General features: G+C 68.9%; 17 protein-coding genes and 2 tRNA genes. 5 read left to right on the top strand and 14 right to left on the bottom strand.

Annotation, left to right across the window (positions count from 1 at the left end):
• Nucleotides 1-4 precede the first annotated feature (4 nt).
• The 4 genes from MF270_RS22160 to MF270_RS22145 form a co-directional block, all read right to left on the bottom strand.
• Nucleotides 5-79, bottom strand: a tRNA-Gly gene (locus tag MF270_RS22160).
• Between the two features lie 83 nt (nt 80-162).
• Nucleotides 163-237, bottom strand: a tRNA-Gly gene (locus MF270_RS22155).
• A gap of 100 nt (nt 238-337) precedes the next feature.
• Nucleotides 338-1036 carry an HAD family hydrolase gene (locus tag MF270_RS22150; protein ID WP_238367968.1) on the bottom strand — a complete coding sequence of 233 codons (699 nt, stop codon included), beginning with the start codon at nt 1034-1036 and terminating at the stop codon, nt 338-340.
• Nucleotides 1033-1314 (bottom strand): DUF3572 domain-containing protein, encoded by a 282-nt coding sequence (locus MF270_RS22145; protein ID WP_238367967.1) that lies wholly within the window; start codon nt 1312-1314, stop codon nt 1033-1035. Before MF270_RS22145 ends, MF270_RS22150 begins: the two co-directional genes overlap by 4 nt.
• 88 nt (nt 1315-1402) lie before the next feature.
• On the opposite strand from MF270_RS22145, the gene MF270_RS22140 reads away from it, so the two are divergent.
• The gene (locus MF270_RS22140; protein ID WP_238367966.1) at nt 1403-2815 is read left to right on the top strand and encodes a diguanylate cyclase; all 1413 of its coding nucleotides are present in this window, start codon (nt 1403-1405) and stop codon (nt 2813-2815) included.
• Nucleotides 2816-2907: 92 nt separating this feature from the next.
• On the opposite strand, the gene MF270_RS22135 is transcribed toward MF270_RS22140, so the two are convergent.
• From MF270_RS22135 to MF270_RS22120, 4 genes are all read right to left on the bottom strand, one after another.
• Nucleotides 2908-3438, bottom strand: coding sequence for a periplasmic heavy metal sensor (locus MF270_RS22135; RefSeq protein ID WP_238367965.1), 531 nt, complete (start codon nt 3436-3438; stop codon nt 2908-2910).
• 3 nt (nt 3439-3441) lie between these two features.
• Complete coding sequence (locus MF270_RS22130; RefSeq protein WP_238367964.1) at nt 3442-3834, bottom strand: hypothetical protein; 393 nt, start codon at nt 3832-3834, stop codon at nt 3442-3444.
• The gene (locus MF270_RS22125) at nt 3827-4420 is read right to left on the bottom strand and encodes an RNA polymerase sigma factor (protein ID WP_238368046.1); all 594 of its coding nucleotides are present in this window, start codon (nt 4418-4420) and stop codon (nt 3827-3829) included. Before MF270_RS22125 ends, MF270_RS22130 begins: the two co-directional genes overlap by 8 nt.
• 94 nt (nt 4421-4514) lie before the next feature.
• The gene (locus MF270_RS22120; RefSeq protein ID WP_238367963.1) at nt 4515-5114 is read right to left on the bottom strand and encodes an EF-hand domain-containing protein; all 600 of its coding nucleotides are present in this window, start codon (nt 5112-5114) and stop codon (nt 4515-4517) included.
• A 463-nt stretch (nt 5115-5577) separates the two neighbouring features.
• On the opposite strand from MF270_RS22120, the gene MF270_RS22115 reads away from it, so the two are divergent.
• From MF270_RS22115 to MF270_RS22100, 4 genes are all read left to right on the top strand, one after another.
• Complete coding sequence (locus MF270_RS22115; RefSeq protein ID WP_238367962.1) at nt 5578-5982, top strand: DUF983 domain-containing protein; 405 nt, start codon at nt 5578-5580, stop codon at nt 5980-5982.
• A 15-nt stretch (nt 5983-5997) separates the two neighbouring features.
• Nucleotides 5998-6735, top strand: a complete 738-nt coding sequence (locus tag MF270_RS22110) for an NUDIX hydrolase (protein WP_336246049.1) — start codon at nt 5998-6000, stop codon at nt 6733-6735.
• A 99-nt stretch (nt 6736-6834) separates the two neighbouring features.
• Nucleotides 6835-7266: a DsrE family protein gene (locus MF270_RS22105; protein ID WP_238367961.1), complete on the top strand. Its 432-nt coding sequence runs from the start codon at nt 6835-6837 to the stop codon at nt 7264-7266.
• 81 nt (nt 7267-7347) lie between these two features.
• Complete coding sequence (locus tag MF270_RS22100) at nt 7348-8388, top strand: aldo/keto reductase (RefSeq protein WP_238367960.1); 1041 nt, start codon at nt 7348-7350, stop codon at nt 8386-8388.
• 127 nt (nt 8389-8515) lie between these two features.
• Here the strand turns inward: MF270_RS22100 and MF270_RS22095 are convergent, their stop codons facing one another.
• The 6 genes from MF270_RS22095 to MF270_RS22070 form a co-directional block, all read right to left on the bottom strand.
• On the bottom strand, nt 8516-9373 hold the full coding sequence (locus MF270_RS22095) for a sulfurtransferase (RefSeq protein ID WP_238367959.1): 858 nt from the start codon (nt 9371-9373) through the stop codon (nt 8516-8518).
• A 114-nt stretch (nt 9374-9487) separates the two neighbouring features.
• Nucleotides 9488-10588 (bottom strand): acyl-CoA dehydrogenase family protein, encoded by a 1101-nt coding sequence (locus MF270_RS22090; protein WP_238367958.1) that lies wholly within the window; start codon nt 10586-10588, stop codon nt 9488-9490.
• A 62-nt stretch (nt 10589-10650) separates the two neighbouring features.
• Nucleotides 10651-11187 (bottom strand): OsmC family protein, encoded by a 537-nt coding sequence (locus tag MF270_RS22085; RefSeq protein WP_238367957.1) that lies wholly within the window; start codon nt 11185-11187, stop codon nt 10651-10653.
• A 35-nt stretch (nt 11188-11222) separates the two neighbouring features.
• On the bottom strand, nt 11223-12056 hold the full coding sequence (locus MF270_RS22080; RefSeq protein ID WP_238367956.1) for an ABC transporter permease: 834 nt from the start codon (nt 12054-12056) through the stop codon (nt 11223-11225).
• A complete protein-coding gene (locus MF270_RS22075; protein ID WP_238367955.1) occupies nt 12053-13294 on the bottom strand; it encodes an ABC transporter substrate-binding protein in 1242 nt (413 codons plus the stop codon). Before MF270_RS22075 ends, MF270_RS22080 begins: the two co-directional genes overlap by 4 nt.
• A gap of 48 nt (nt 13295-13342) precedes the next feature.
• A complete protein-coding gene (locus MF270_RS22070) occupies nt 13343-14194 on the bottom strand; it encodes an ABC transporter ATP-binding protein (RefSeq protein WP_238367954.1) in 852 nt (283 codons plus the stop codon).
• Nucleotides 14195-14408 lie beyond the last annotated feature (214 nt).

Below are 14408 nucleotides of genomic sequence, written 5' to 3'. Positions count from 1 at the left end.
GTGTTGGAGCGGGCGAGGCGATTCGAACGCCCGACCCTAACCTTGGCAAGGTTATGCTCTACCCCTGAGCTACGCCCGCTTCCTTGGCGATGTCCCGGCCTTTCAGCCCAGACCCGGTTCGGCCCGAAGGCCTGGAGTATGCTCTCGCACGAGAGACCCAATTGGAGCGGGCGAGGCGATTCGAACGCCCGACCCTAACCTTGGCAAGGTTATGCTCTACCCCTGAGCTACGCCCGCATCCTTTGGGTGAGCCGGGGTTTAATCCGCACGGCCCGGGCCTGCAAGTGGAAATTTCGCGCGATGCCCGGAATTTTTGGCGCCCCTTCGCCGGCGGCGGTCAGAGCCCAAGCCAGTCCGGCAGGTGGCCGATATCGGGCAGCACGGCACGGGCCAACGGGGCCAACTCGGCCGCGCCGGCGGGGCCGGTCAGCACCGCCAACGGCACCATGCCCGCCGCCTGCGCGGCCGTGAGGTCATGGGTGCTGTCGCCGACCATGGCCACTTGCCGGGGCTTCAGGCCCATGGCGCGGGCAAAGGCCAGCAAGGGCTCGGGCGACGGCTTGGCGCCATGGCCGCTGTCGGCACCGGCAACGAAATCAAAGCGGTCCCGCACCCCTGCCCGGCCCAGATGCGCCTCGGCCACGGAATGAGAATCGTTGGTCATCACGCCCAGCCGCAGCCCCGCCCCGCGCAGGGCATCCAGCAGCGGCACCAGCGGCGCGGCGGGAACCAGCGGCGCGGCCTCGGCGGCCTGTGCCAGCGCGCGTTCCAGCCGCGCGGGATCGCGCCCAGGCAGCTCGGCGGCCAGCAGCGCCGCCACCTCGGCATTGGTGCCGGCGATGACCGGGCTGTCGTCCTGGAACGCGGCCACAGCCAGATCGAACCGGATCGCCGCCGCCAGCCGCTCTGCCAGCGCCGCATCGCCTGCGGCCAGGTCGCGGAGCATCCCGCCGCCCCAGCCGTCCCAGGTCGCGCGGAAATCGAACAATGTGCCGTCCTTGTCGAACAGGATGCCGCCCAGCCCCGCCCCGGTCATGTCCAGTTGACCTGCTGCCCGCCCGGCAAGGCCGCGCGCGCCTGCATGACCCGGTCATAGGGCAGGCCCTGCGTGTCGCAGAATTCGACGATCCAGGCATCGTCCATCAGCAGGAAATCCAGCACCGAGCCCAGGAAATCTGGATCACCTGCCCGCGCGCGCAGGTCGTCCACCCCGGCACCCGAGGCGCCCAGGAAGACCGGCAACAGCTCGTCGTTCCCGGCCAGCCAGGCCAGCGCCTGAAGGCCGATCGTCTCGGCCGAATCGCGAGATATCATCGGGCATCCCTTCCTGCGGAAACCATTCATTAACCTCTATCGGTGACTATCAGTTAAAATTCGAGCGAAACCGGCGCAAGGGGTCAACATGAGCCGTTCCATTCTTGTCGCTGACGCGATCTCGACGAACAGGATCGTGATCCGGACCAAGCTTGCCGCTGCGTTCTACAACGTGCAGCCGGCCGGATCGGGCGCCGCCGTGCTGCGCGAGGTCGGACGCGCCCGGCCCGACGCGATCCTGCTGAGCGATACGCTGACCAGCCCCTCGGCCGAAGAGCTGTGTCAGATCCTCAAGGCCGATCCCGACATGGCGCCAATCCCGGTCATGCTGATCGTCGGCGGCGCCGACCAGCGCGCGCGGATCTCGGCCCTGCGCGCCGGCGCGGACGAGGTGATCTCGCGTCCCTTCGACGATGCCGGGCTGCTGGCCCGGATCCGCAGCCTGCTGCGCGCCCGCGATGCCGAGGCCGAGCTGCACCTGCGCGACGACACCGAACGCGCGCTTGGCTTCGCCGAGGCACGGCACGATTTCGACGCCCCTTCGACCGTGGCCCTGGTCGCGTCGAACGCCGCCCTGCGCGCGCAGCTGGCCGCGCCGCTGACCAAGGCCCGCGCACACCGCGTGCGCTGCATCGCGCCCGAGGCGCTGATCCAGGATGCGCCGGCCAATCTCGACGTGATCGTACTGGCGCTCTCGCCCGACCATCCCGGCCAGGACCTGTCGCTGCTCTCCGAGCTGCGCTCGCGGCCCAGCCTGCGCCACGCGGGCATCGTCGTCGTGGTCCCGGAAGAGGCGCAGGGCCTCGCGCCCCAGGCGCTCGACCTCGGGGCCAACGACATCCTCGTGGGCGGGTCCGACACCGACGAGCTGCTGTTGCGGCTGACCACCCAGGTGCGGCGCAAGCGCACCTCGGACCGGCTGCGCGACACGCTGCGCAGCGGGCTGCGCGCGGCGGTGACCGACCCGCTCACCGGCCTCTACAACCGCCGCTATGCCGAACCGCACCTGGCGCGGCTCGTGGCCCAGTCGCGCCGCACCGGGCGGCCCTGCACGGTGATGGTGGCCGACATCGACCACTTCAAGCGGGTGAACGACACCTACGGCCACGCGGTCGGCGACCTCGTGCTGACCCAGATCGCCGACCGGCTGCGCGGCAACCTGCGCGACCGCGACCTCGTGGCCCGCACCGGGGGCGAAGAGTTCCTGATCGTCATGCCCGAGACCTCGCGCGACGAAGCCCATGTCGCCGCCGAGCGCTTGCGCGAGCTGGTACGCGGCAGCCAGATCGGCCTGCCGGACGGGCGCGGCGGGATCACGGTGACCATCTCGATCGGCGTTGCGGTGGCCGAGGACCTGGCGCGCGACACATCGCCCGACGATGAAAGCGAAGAGGCCGGGCGCGCCGCCACCAACGTGCTCGAGATCGCGGACAAGGCGCTTTACGCGGCCAAGTCGCGGGGCCGCGACCGAATCCGCGTCGGACCGCCCTGCGCGGCCTGACAGGCGCCCGTCGCGCGGCCAGCCACCTGGCCGGACAAGCCCGCCCCTAGGAGTCGTTGCGCGGCCGGCCAACAGGCCGGACAAGCACGCGCTTAACGGTCGTCGCGATCCTTGTCCTTGTGCGGATGGTCGCGCCGGCGGTTCAGTGCCTCTTCCAGCCGGTCGGCATAGGCGGCGCGGTCGGCGGCGCTCATGGCCGCGATCCGGTCGATCAGCACGGCGCGGCCCACGGCCTGCGTCTCGGCCACCCGCGCATATTGCCGCTGCAGCACCGCGTCGAAGGCCTCGCGGTCGAACGGCTCGGCCCGCAGCAGCACCAGCACCTCGGGAAAGGTCGGCTCGCGCGCGCCGCGCGACTCGCGCTCCGCCCGCATCCGGTCGCCGAAATCGCGGCGCAACTCGTCGCGCGCCTCGGGCGGGAAGGCCTTGGTGTAGGGGAACGCCATGCCCACGGTCCCGCGGTCCCGGTCCGGGCCATCCGGCCCGCCGGGCGGGCCGTGCAGCACGGCGCCGATCACCAGGCCGAGCACGGCGAGGTTCAGCGCCAGCGAGGCGAACAGCACCGCCTTCAGCCAGGGTTTCATGCCCGTTCGGGTGGGCGTGTCGGTCGTCGGATCGCTCATCGCCTAGCCCTCGATCGCCGCGAATGTCAGCGCCAGCCCCGCGTCGGGATCGAGCGAGAAGGCATCCTCGGCCTCGCTGGCCAGCCCCAGCTGCATCAGCCAGGGTGAGACCTGGTCGACCAGGCTCGCCGGTTGCACCACGCCGATCATCACGCCGGCAAAGGTCGCCGCCGCCAGCCCGCCCATCGCCGGCCAGCCGCCGATGGCGCGCAGGAAGGTGGCAAAGAACCCGGGCCGCCCGGGCCTGCGAACCGGTGCCGCGCGGGCGTCCAGCTCGGCCTCGGCCGCCGCCAGCACGCGGGCCAGCATGTCGGGTCCGGGCGCGGGCACCTCTGCCGCGCGCACGGCCTTGAAGAAGGGTTCCAGCGCATCCCCGTCGCGATCGAACTCAGTCATCGTCGTACCCCAATTCCTCGCGCTTCGGGGCCAGCATGGCCGTCAGCGCGCGCTTGCCCCGGGCAATGAGACTTTCCACGGCCCGGACGTTCGTGTCCATGATCTCGGCAATCTCGGGATTGCCCAGACCTTCGATGTGGCGCAGAACCACCGCTTCGCGCTGGCGGTCCGGCAGGTCGGCCAGTGCCGCCTGCAACGCCGCGGCGCGCGCGTCTTCCTGCATCTGCTCGGGCGCCGTCGCCGCCGCGTCCGTCCGTTCGGGCAGCTCGGCGATGTCGGTCCCCGACATGCGGCGCCCTTTGCGCAACCGGTCGGTGGCGAGGTTGGCCACCACGCGATAGAGCCAGGTCGTGACCTGCGCCTCGCCCTGGCGCCAGTCGGGCGCAATCTTCCACAGGCGCAGCATGGCCTCCTGGGCCACGTCCTCCGCCTCGGCCCGGTCGCCGAGCATGCGGTAGGCCTGGGCCAGGACGCGCGGCGTCAGGCGCAGCGTCAGCACGCGCGCCGCCGCCCGGTCGCCATTTGCATAGGCCACCAGCAACGCCTCGTCCCCGACGTCCGCAAGATCGTCCAAAGCCATGTCCATCATCCCTTGCGGGCGTAGTCCCTTGGGCGCCTTTCGGCAACGTGCCGCTTTGCCGCCGGCGGGACAACCCGCCGGCAACGGTTCAGTCCGGGCGTTACTCGGTCGCCTCGGGCGCGACCTCGTCTGCCGGGGCCTCGGGGGCCGGCATCGGGGCGCGGCGCATCTCGTCGTGCTTGCCCCAGCCGCGCTTGCCGTGCTCGCCATCGCGGTGCATCCGGCCCTCGCGCATGCCCTCGCCGCGGCGGCCGAGCGCGGCGAATTCCTCTTCGCTCACCGCGCCGTCGCCGTTGCGGTCAAGCCGCTGGAACATCTGCGATGCCTCGCCCTGCCCCATTTCCTCGAGGCTCAGCGCGCCGTCGCCGTCGGTGTCGCGCCACTGGATCATCCGCTCGAGCCGCGGCTGGGCGCGGCCGGCGGCCTCGGCCCGGGCCTGTTCGCCGATGCGGGCGGTCATTTCCTCGGTGCTCAGCACGCCGTTGCCATCGGCATCCGCCTCGGCGAACCGGGCGGCGGCATGGGCCCGCGCCTCTTCGGGCGTGACCTGGCCGTTGCCGTCGGCGTCGATCTCGGCAAAGCTGATCTGCGGGCCGCGCGGCCCCTCGGCGCCGCGCATGCCACCGCGGTCGGCCAGAACCGGCACGGCGCTGCCGAGGACGATGGCGGCGACGGTGCCCAGCATGATGGTGCGTTTCATCTTGGTATTCCCTTGGTCTGTTTACTCGGGGTCGAAACCGGCCTCTGTGCCTGCTTTCTGAGGGGTCAAACGCGGCAGTCCGGAACTTCCGTCGCTGGCCCCGCCGGCGATCACGTATTTCGTGATCGGAATGTGATCCCGGATGCGCCACGGGTCTGCGCGCGAGCCTGCGCGCGAGCGGTACAGCGCGCATGTCGCCCAAGCGCGCGGTCCGGCGCGCATGTCGGCCAAGCGCGCGGTCCGGCGCGCTTGACGCCCGTGCGCGCGGTCCGGCGCGCTTGACGCCCGTGCGCGCGTTCCGGCGCGCATGTCGCCCGTGCGCGCGTTCCGGCGCGCGACATCCCGACGCGGGGCAGCTTGTCTCCTTTTCCGGCGCCGTCATAATGCCGATGTTAGGCGCTATCACCCAGGCAGTCGGCCCCGGCGGCCGCCCAGGGGCCCAAGACCAACCCGAAAGACACGCATGTCCGAAAGCTCACACCAAGACCGGCCGATCTGGCCCGCCGTGTTCAACGGCTGGCGCCGGCGCTGCCCCAATTGCGGCAAGGGGCCGCTGTTGCGCAGCTACCTCAAGGTGCGCGACTCCTGCCCGGTCTGCCGGCAGGAGCTGCATCACCACCGCGCCGACGACGGCCCGGCCTACCTCACGATCCTGATCGTCGGGCACCTGATGGCGCCGACGTTCCTCTGGGCCTTCGTCAAGTACCGGCCCGAGCCGCTGGTGCTGTTCACGGTCTTTGCGGTTGGCTGCGTCGCCCTTTCGCTCTACCTTCTGCCCAGGCTCAAGGGGGTCATCATCGCCTTTCAATGGTCGCGCTTCATGGGCGGCTTTGGCGGCGAGGCGCCCGAGCCCGCGCCGGGGGAATAGCGAGGAGGAGATCGCGTGAGCGAGCAGACCAGGACGGACGCGCCGACGCGCGCGGTGGACAAGAGTGCCCTGCGCGATGCCGCCACGATCATCGTGATGCGCGACCGGGGCAGCCAGCCGCGGGTCCTGATGGGCCAGCGCGGGGCCTCGGCCGCCTTCATGCCCTCCAAGTTCGTCTTTCCCGGCGGCGCGGTCGATGCGGTCGATGCCGAGGTGCCCTTTGCCCGCCCCGTCGATCCGGTCTGCGCCGCGCGGCTGAACGAGGAGTCGCCGCCCATCGGCGAGGCCCTCGCCGGCGCCGCGATCCGCGAGCTTTGGGAGGAAACGGGCCTGATCCTGGGCCAGCCCGGCACCTGGCCGGACGAGGCGCCGCGCGGCTGGCGCGGGTTCGCCGCCACCGGCCACCTGCCCGACGCCGGCGCGCTGCAATTCGTCTTTCGCGCCATCACCCCGCCGGGCCGTCCGCGCCGCTTCGACGCGCGGTTCTTCCTGGCCGATGCCGAGACGCTGGCCACGGATCCTGACGATTTCAGCCGCGCCGAGGACGAGTTGAGCCACCTGCAATGGATCGACGTCGAACGCGCGCAGGAATTCGACCTGCCGTTCATCACCGAGGTCGTCCTGGCCGAGGTGGCCGAGCGCGCCGCCGACCGGGCTGCGCCTGCGTCGGTCCCGTTCTTCCGCAACCACGACGAATCAAGCCTGTTCCTGCGGCTGCGCGGCTTTCCGATGCAGGGCCCCGAGGCCGACTGAACGCGTCCCCCGCGGGCTCACATTCACTCATTCAAGAAAAAGCATGACTTCCCGCGCGGGCAGCGTATCATCGTGCCATTGCTGACGGGAGGAACCGCAATGACCAGACTTTTCGCGGCGGCCGTGCTGGCCGCCCTGCCGCTGATGGCCAATGCCGAGGGCATGATGCACAAGCTGGCGATCCACGTGGACGAGAACGACCCGCAGGTCCTGAACATGGCGCTGAACAACGCGCAGAACGTGGCCAGCCACTACAAGGACATCGGCGACGAGGTGACCATCGAGATCGTCGCCTATGGCCCCGGCCTGCACATGTTCGTCCCCGGGAAAAGCCCGGTGGCCGACCGCATCAGCGCCATGGCGCTGGAAATGGACCACCTGACCTTTGCCGCCTGCGGCAACACCCTGCGCGCCATGAGCCAGAAGGCCGGCGCCGAGATCGCGCTGATGGACGAGGCGGTCGTCGTGCCCTCGGGCGTCGTGCGCCTGATGGAGTTGCAGGAGGACGGCTACACCTACATCCGGCCCTGACGCCTGCGGCCCTGCGCTTGCACCCCGCGGCGCCGGGGTGCAAACCTGCCGGCGAACACGCGAACGGCAGGAGAATGACGCATGGAAAAGCGCGAACTGGGGCGATCGGGGATCAAGGTCAGCTCCTGGTGCCTTGGCACGATGACCTTCGGCAACCAGACCCCCGAGGCCGAGGCCCATGCCCAACTCGACATGGCGCTCGATGTGGGCGTGTCTTTCTGGGACACGGCCGAGATGTACCCGGTGAACCCGGTCAAGGCCGAGACCATCGGCGGGACCGAAGAGATCCTGGGCCGCTGGTTCGCCCGCACGGGGCGACGGTCAGAGGTGGTGCTGGCCACCAAGCACACCGGCGACAGCAAGATGATCCGCGACGGGGCGCCGATTTCCTCGGACACGATCCCCGGCACGGTCGAGGCCTCGCTGAAACGGCTGCAGACCGATGTGATCGACCTCTACCAGCTGCATTGGCCGAACCGGGGCAGCTACATGTTCCGCCAGAACTGGAGTTACGCGCCGGCCAATCGCGACCGGGCGGCGGCGGTGCAGGACATGGCCGATTGCCTGGGCGCGCTGAGCCGCGAGGTCGAGCGCGGCACGATCCGCGCCATCGGGCTGTCGAACGACACCTGCTGGGGCACGCTGCAATGGCTGCGGCTGGCCGACGCCATGGGCGGGCCGCGCGTCGTGTCGGTGCAGAACGAGTATTCGCTGATGTGCCGGCTTTACGACACCGACATGGCCGAGATGTCGGCCTACGAGGACGTGGGCCTTCTGCCGTTTTCGCCGCTGGCGGCGGGGCTGCTGACGGGCAAGTATTCCGGCGGGGCGGTGCCCGAGGGCTCGCGCCGCAGCATCGGGCCGGAACTGGGCGGGCGCTGGACCGAGCGCGCGCCGAGGATCGCGGATACCTACGTGGCGCTGGCGCGCAAGCATGGCGTGGACCCGATCCACATGGCACAGGTCTGGGCCGAGCAGCGCCCCTTCGTCACCGCGCCGATCTTTGGCGCGACCACGACCGGGCAGCTGGCGCATATGCTCAAGGGGCAGGACGTGGTGCTGTCGGCCGAGCTGCTGGAAGAGATCGACCAGGTCCACAAGGCCAACCCGATGCCCTACTGACCGGGCGCGGCTGACGCCAGGTTTGCGCCGCCTTCGGCATCGGCAGGAGTATATTGCGCTGCCTTCGGCATCGCCCGGGGGGGGCGCCGGCTGACGCCGGCGCCCCCGCCCGCGTTCCGCACCCTGGTCAGGCGGTAAACGGTAGCCCTTCCTCGATCGGCAGCGACGGGTCGCGCGACCATTCGTTCCAGGAGCCGAAGTAGATCGCGACGTCGGTCACCCCGGCTTCCTTGAGCGCCAGGAAGGTGTTCGACGCCCGGGCCCCCTTGAAGCAGTAAAGCTTGACCGGCGTGTCGGGCGTGATCCCGACCGTGGCGCATTCGGCGAGCACCTCGTCGCGGGATTTCATCATCGGCCCGGCCGCGCCCGGTTTCATCATGCGGTACCATTCGATCCAGACGGCGCCGGGGATGCGGCCCTTGCGCGGGCAGAAATCGACGCCATAGGGCGAGGACGAGGTGGCGATCCATTCGTCAATGTCTCGCACGTCGAGGATCACCGCCGCGGGGTCGTTTATGGCGGCCTTCATGTCCTCGGCATCCATCATGATCGCGGCCGCCTCGGGGTCGATCGCGAACCCTGCCGGGGTCGGCGCGGCGGCTTCGGTCGAGACGGGCATGCCCGCGCCCTGCCAGGCGGAATAGCCGCCGTGCAGCACCTTGACCGACGGATAGCCGAGGAAGCTGAGCAGGTAGAAGCCGCGACAGGACTGGCCAAAGCCGGTGGTCATCGTCGCCTCGTAGATGACGGCCGTCTTGACACCGTCAAGCCCCGCCGCGCCGAACTCGGCCGCGAACTTGTCCTTGAGCGCGGCCATGCCGGCGGCGTCCGAAGTGGCGAGGTAGGTGAAGATGTCGTGCATGTTGACCGCGCCCGGCACATGGCCGGCGGCAAAGCTGTCGGGGTCGCGGGTGTCGATCACGACGCAGGTGCCGGCGTCGATCATGGCGGTCAGCTCTTCGGGCGTGACAAGTGCGGATGTCATGGCAAGTCCTTCCTGTTGATGGGTTTTATTGGAGGTTTGCCACAGGGCAAACCCCTCCCGCTCCCCGGCGCGGGATGCGCCGGGGCCGGGCCTTTCCGGGTCGTGTCCGTCAATTCAGAGCGCGGCGATCATCTTGCGCAGGTGCTTGGTGGCCGGGGTGACGATGGCGACGAAATACGCCTCGCGCAGGCGGCGCTGCGCCGCGCCCTGGCTGACGTAACCGCGCGCGCCGCAATGAAGCATGGCGTAATGCGCGGCCTCGACGGCGAGCTCTCCGCCCTTGAGCCGGGCCTGAAGCACGCGCTTCCATAACGCGTCCGTGTCGTCGTAGGGCGTGCGCGCCAGCGCGAGCACCTCGGCGACGAGCGCATCGTACTCGGCCTCGATATCCTCGGGCTGTCTTTCGAGGTACTGGTTGACGTGGCCCAGCGGGCCCTTCACCTGCTCCATCTGGTCGATGGCGCTGCGGATCATGCCGGCGGCCATCCCGCATTGCAGCAGGACGAACCCGGCACGGATGCGCTTGATGAATGCCGGGGCCGGGTCGCCGATCACGTATTCATCGGGGATGAAAACGTCGCGGAACTGCACGTTCACCGTGGCCGTGCCGCCCATGGCGACGAAATCGTGGTCGAGCTTGAGCTTCACGCCCTTCCCGGCATCCGCGTGGGCGATAGCCATGACGGTTCTGGGGCCGCCATCGCCCTCGACCCCGAACATGACGCCGAAATAGCCCCCTTCGGAGAGGTTCGACACCCAGGGCAGCAGGCCCTTGACCGAATAACCGCCCTCGACCCGGGTGCCCTTGAGGCGCAGCGGCTCGATCTCGGCGATGCTCTTCATCGGGTTCGACATGCCGGTGCCGCCAAGGATCTCTCCCTTGGCGATGCCCGGCAGCAGGTTGGTCTTGAGCCAGTCGTTGTCCGAACTGGCGATGTACCAGGCCAGCGCGTCCTGGCACCACATGCAGAAGCCGGTGGACAGGCACGTCTCGGACGCCTTGGCCATCGACAGGATCGCGGGCCCAAGGTCGACCGCCGCATCCGTGCCGCCGATATGGGTGCCATAGGCCCCTGCCCCGCCCATGGCGCGCAGGACCGCTTCGGGATAGACGCGCTCTTCGTCGATCTTGCGGGCGATGGGGGCGAGGTCGGATTTCGCGAGCGCCGCGATGGCGTCTAGGTCGCAGGGGGTCAGGGTGGTGGCAATGGTCATCAGGGATGTCTCCTGGGAAAGCGGGGTGCCGCCGCGCGCGTTCCGGCGGCACCCGTAGGGGGTCAGACGGCTTCGGCGACCATGTTCACCGGGCGCGAGAAGGTATTGAAGACCGGCGACCACTGGATCACGTGCTGGATCAGGGCGTCGATCTCTTCCTTGGGGCAATCGGCCTCCATGTCGACCTTGATGCGCACGTCGGTGAAACCCACGGGCTTTTCCGAGGTGTCGCCGGTGCCCCAGACGGCGGTGATGTTCAGGTCGCCCTCGAGCTGGATTTCCAGCTTCTGCACGGTGATCCCGCGGGCCACGGCATTGGCGTGCAGACCGACCGCGACGCAGGAGCCGAGCGCGGCCAGCGACGCCTCGGACGGGTTCGGCGCGGTGTCGTCGCCCAAGAGCGCGGGCGGCTCGTCCACGATATAGGGCTCAAGATCGCGGATGTAGTTGAGGTGGCGGAACCGCCCCTCGGCCACGGTTTTGCAGTTCAGCGTCTTGATCGCCTGGGGGTTTTCCTTGCCCTTCTCGATCAGCGCATCAAGGCCGGTCTTGTCGATGGGCGCAAGGCAGCCCGTCAGGGCGGTGGCAGGTGCAGACATGGGTTGGTCTCCTCTGGTTGTCTGTATGTCGGGGGTCACGCGGAGGCGCGGACCCAGTTGAAACGCTTGATGAGCGCGGCAAGGCCGCTGTCGAGGGCGAAGCCGATGATCCCGATGACCACGACCACGGCGCCGAGCTGCGCATAGTCCAGCGTGTCGCGGGCATCGTTGATCGCGTAGCCAAGGCCCGAGGTCACGCCGAGGTATTCGGCCGGGACCAGCACGACCCAGGCGACGCCGAGGGCCAGCCGCACGCCGGTCAGGATGTCGACCGCGATGGCAGGCAGGATCACGACAAAGAGCATATGGAGCGGGTTGGCGCCCAGATTGCGGGCCACCTTGAGCCAGGCCGGGTCGATCCGGCGCACCCCGGCGGCGGTCGAGAACAGGATCGGCCAGACGGCCGCGACCGAGATCAGGAAGACGATGGCCCCGTCCCAGGTGTCATAAGCCATGACCGCGATGGGCATCCAGCTGAGCGGAGAGATCATCCGCAGGAACTGGAACGGCACGTTGGTCAACTCGCGCAGCCAGGGCAGCCGCCCGATGGCGATGCCGACCGGGATGCCCAGCGCGGCCGCGATCAGCATGCCGTAGCCCACGCGGTAAAGCGACGGCACGGACATGTCGATCACCGCGCCGCTTTGCACGATCCCCCACAGCGCCGACAGCGTCGGGCCGGGGGCGAAATCAGCAAAGGCGAACATGTTCGGATTGTTCGCCACGGCCCGACCGCCCAGCCACCACAGGCCCATGAGCAGCGCGATGCCGAGGCCGGCATGCGCCAGTCCGCGGGCCCGCGCCAGCTGCGACAGGCGAAACCCGCCTGCCCCCGCATTGCGCCGTGCGGTGTCGGGGATCGCCGTCACAGCTTCAGCACCTCTTCGCGGGTGAAGGGATCCCCGGCCGAGACGGAGGGGTCGTTCTTCCACTCGGGGTACTTGTCGAGCGCCGCCTTGACGAAGTCGTAGTTCACGAGGTCTTCGGCCACGAATTGCGGGTCGAGATCGGCCAGGAAGGTCGCATCGCCCGAGACCACAGTCTTGTTCATCTCCTCCACGATCAGCTTGGTGGCCGACGGATACGGCCAGGGCTGGAAGTCGATGCGACCGTTCTGCCATTCGGCGGCGTTCTGGTTGGCGCCGATCTGCGTGTAGCCCTCGTCCTCGTAATAGGTCATGGCGCGGGTCACGACCGGCGCAGGCGCCGGCAGGTAGCCCCAGCCGTCTTTCGACAGCAGCCCCGCCACCTCGGCCTTGTTCTGGCTGGCATAGATCGCGCCGCGCACGACGGCGTTCATCACCTTCTGGGTCCATTCGGCGCGCGCGGTGGTCGCCTCTTCGTGCATGCAGACGACGCAGCAGGGGTGGTTCTTCCAGATGTCGCCGGTAAAACGCAGCATCTTGGCGCCGGCCTTTAGCTCACCCAGGGCGTTGAAGGGCTCGGCCACGATATAGGCGTCGATCTTGCGCGCGGCGAGCGCCGGCGGCATCTCGGGCGGCGGCAGGACCTGGAGGTTGACCTCGGTCGGCGCGAGCGGTTCGCCCTGCGGCTTGATGACGGGGGTCAGGCCCGACTGGCGCAGCGCGTATTGCAGCACCACGTTGTGCATCGAGTACCAGAAGGGCACCGCCACCTGCTTGCCGCCCAGCTGGCCGAACTCGGTGATGTCGGTGTGCCCGCCGACGACCAGGCCGGAGCCGTTGGTATGCGCCCAGGACATGATCTTGACCGGGAACTTGTTGTTGTAGCGCATCCAGACCGGGATCGGCTTGAGGAAGTGCACCAGGTTGAACTTGTTGGCGGCAAAGCCCTCGATCAGCGGCGACCAGCCACGGATCAGCGTGGGCGCCTCGGCCTCGAGGCCCTCGTCCTCGAAATAGCCCATGCCATGGGCGACCAGCAGCGCGGTGGCGTCGGTGATCGGCAGGTAGCCGATGCGCACGACCTCGTCTTCCTGCGCATACGACAGGTTCGGCAGGCCGCCCAGCATGGTCGAAAGGCCGGCGAACAGCCCGCCCCGGGCCAGCATGTCCAGCGTCTGGCGGCGCTTGGGGTCGAAATCGGACTCGAAATATTCCTCGTCGTCCCAGGTGTGTTTGGTCATGGCGGTGCGTCCTCTATCCTGTCGGGAAAGTCGTTTCTTGTTGGGTGGTTAGTCGTCGGTCTGGTCCGAGGGGTCGCCATGGGCGACCTCGGTGTAGATCTCCATCAGGCGGATATGCTCGGCATTGAACCGTTCGCAGCCGCCTTCGCGCTGCTCTTCGGTCAGGGCGATGGCCGTGTCCTCGGCGATGCGGCCAGGATTCGCGTCGAGCACCAGCACCCGGTCGGCCATGCGCACGGCCTCGGACACGTCATGGGTCACCAGCACCATCGTCAGCCCCAGCCGTCGCGCGATGGCGCGCACGTCGCGTTGCAGCGACCGGCGGGTAAAGGCGTCAAGGGCCGAGAACGGTTCGTCCAGCAGCAGCATCTCGGGCGCGGTGGCGAGGCTGCGCGCCAGGGCGACGCGCTGCTGCTGCCCGCCGGACAGGTCCTGCACGTTGCGGTCGGCATAGGGCGAGAGGTCCACCAGCTCCAGCACCTCGGGCACGCGGGTCGCGATCTCGCTGCTTCGGCGGGCAAAGCGCAGGCCGAGGGCTGCGTTCTGCGCGACACTCATCCAGGGGTAAAGCGAGGGCGCCTGGAACATCATCACCCAGGCCTGCGACGGGCCGCGCACCGTATTGCCGTTGATGACCACCTCGCCCGCGCTCGGCAGCGACAGGCCCGACAGCATGTGTAACAGCGTGGACTTGCCGCAGCCCGACCGGCCCAGCAGCGCCAGCACCTCGCCGGGCTGCACCTCGAAATCGAGGCTGTCCAGCACCAGCCCGTCGATTTTCTTGTAGGCATGGCTCAGCCCCATGACCGCCAGGTGCGCGCCCGTCGCCCGGCCCCGCGCCGCCCCATCCTGCGCGGCGGGCTGGGGAAAGGCGGTGGTGTTGGCAAATCTGGCGAACATGGATGGCGGCCCTCAAGTGAACGAACAGGTCTGTCTGCTTTTCTTGTTGTCCATGTGAGGCCGATTCTGCGGACCCGATCAACGATCCCGACACCTCTTAGCCACTCGCAGTCTAAATTTTCTGAATATTGCCGCATATTTTCGCACATCCGCCACGCATTGGCCGCTTTCCAAGACAGGCCGGGGCCAGGACTGTCTGATCGAGCACGATCCG

Origin of the sequence: Mesobacterium pallidum, from assembly GCF_019966535.1 — a bacterium.
Classification (GTDB): Bacteria; Pseudomonadota; Alphaproteobacteria; order Rhodobacterales; family Rhodobacteraceae; genus Mesobacterium; species Mesobacterium pallidum.
Note: the sequence above shows the minus strand (reverse complement) of the source record. Positions and strands in the feature narration are given on the sequence as shown.

What these genes read in the sequence shown, in the direction of transcription:
- MF270_RS22150 (WP_238367968.1), bottom strand. Translation starts at nt 1,036, where the DNA reads ATGACCGGGGCGGGGCTGGGCGGCATCCTGTTCGACAAGGACGGCACA.
- MF270_RS22145 (WP_238367967.1), bottom strand. Translation starts at nt 1,314, where the DNA reads ATGATATCTCGCGATTCGGCCGAGACGATCGGCCTTCAGGCGCTGGCC.
- MF270_RS22140 (WP_238367966.1), top strand. Translation starts at nt 1,403, where the DNA reads ATGAGCCGTTCCATTCTTGTCGCTGACGCGATCTCGACGAACAGGATC.
- MF270_RS22135 (WP_238367965.1), bottom strand. Translation starts at nt 3,438, where the DNA reads ATGAGCGATCCGACGACCGACACGCCCACCCGAACGGGCATGAAACCC.
- MF270_RS22130 (WP_238367964.1), bottom strand. Translation starts at nt 3,834, where the DNA reads ATGACTGAGTTCGATCGCGACGGGGATGCGCTGGAACCCTTCTTCAAG.
- MF270_RS22125 (WP_238368046.1), bottom strand. Translation starts at nt 4,420, where the DNA reads ATGGACATGGCTTTGGACGATCTTGCGGACGTCGGGGACGAGGCGTTG.
- MF270_RS22120 (WP_238367963.1), bottom strand. Translation starts at nt 5,114, where the DNA reads ATGAAACGCACCATCATGCTGGGCACCGTCGCCGCCATCGTCCTCGGC.
- MF270_RS22115 (WP_238367962.1), top strand. Translation starts at nt 5,578, where the DNA reads ATGTCCGAAAGCTCACACCAAGACCGGCCGATCTGGCCCGCCGTGTTC.
- MF270_RS22105 (WP_238367961.1), top strand. Translation starts at nt 6,835, where the DNA reads ATGACCAGACTTTTCGCGGCGGCCGTGCTGGCCGCCCTGCCGCTGATG.
- MF270_RS22100 (WP_238367960.1), top strand. Translation starts at nt 7,348, where the DNA reads ATGGAAAAGCGCGAACTGGGGCGATCGGGGATCAAGGTCAGCTCCTGG.
- MF270_RS22095 (WP_238367959.1), bottom strand. Translation starts at nt 9,373, where the DNA reads ATGACATCCGCACTTGTCACGCCCGAAGAGCTGACCGCCATGATCGAC.
- MF270_RS22090 (WP_238367958.1), bottom strand. Translation starts at nt 10,588, where the DNA reads ATGACCATTGCCACCACCCTGACCCCCTGCGACCTAGACGCCATCGCG.
- MF270_RS22085 (WP_238367957.1), bottom strand. Translation starts at nt 11,187, where the DNA reads ATGTCTGCACCTGCCACCGCCCTGACGGGCTGCCTTGCGCCCATCGAC.
- MF270_RS22075 (WP_238367955.1), bottom strand. Translation starts at nt 13,294, where the DNA reads ATGACCAAACACACCTGGGACGACGAGGAATATTTCGAGTCCGATTTC.
- MF270_RS22070 (WP_238367954.1), bottom strand. Translation starts at nt 14,194, where the DNA reads ATGTTCGCCAGATTTGCCAACACCACCGCCTTTCCCCAGCCCGCCGCG.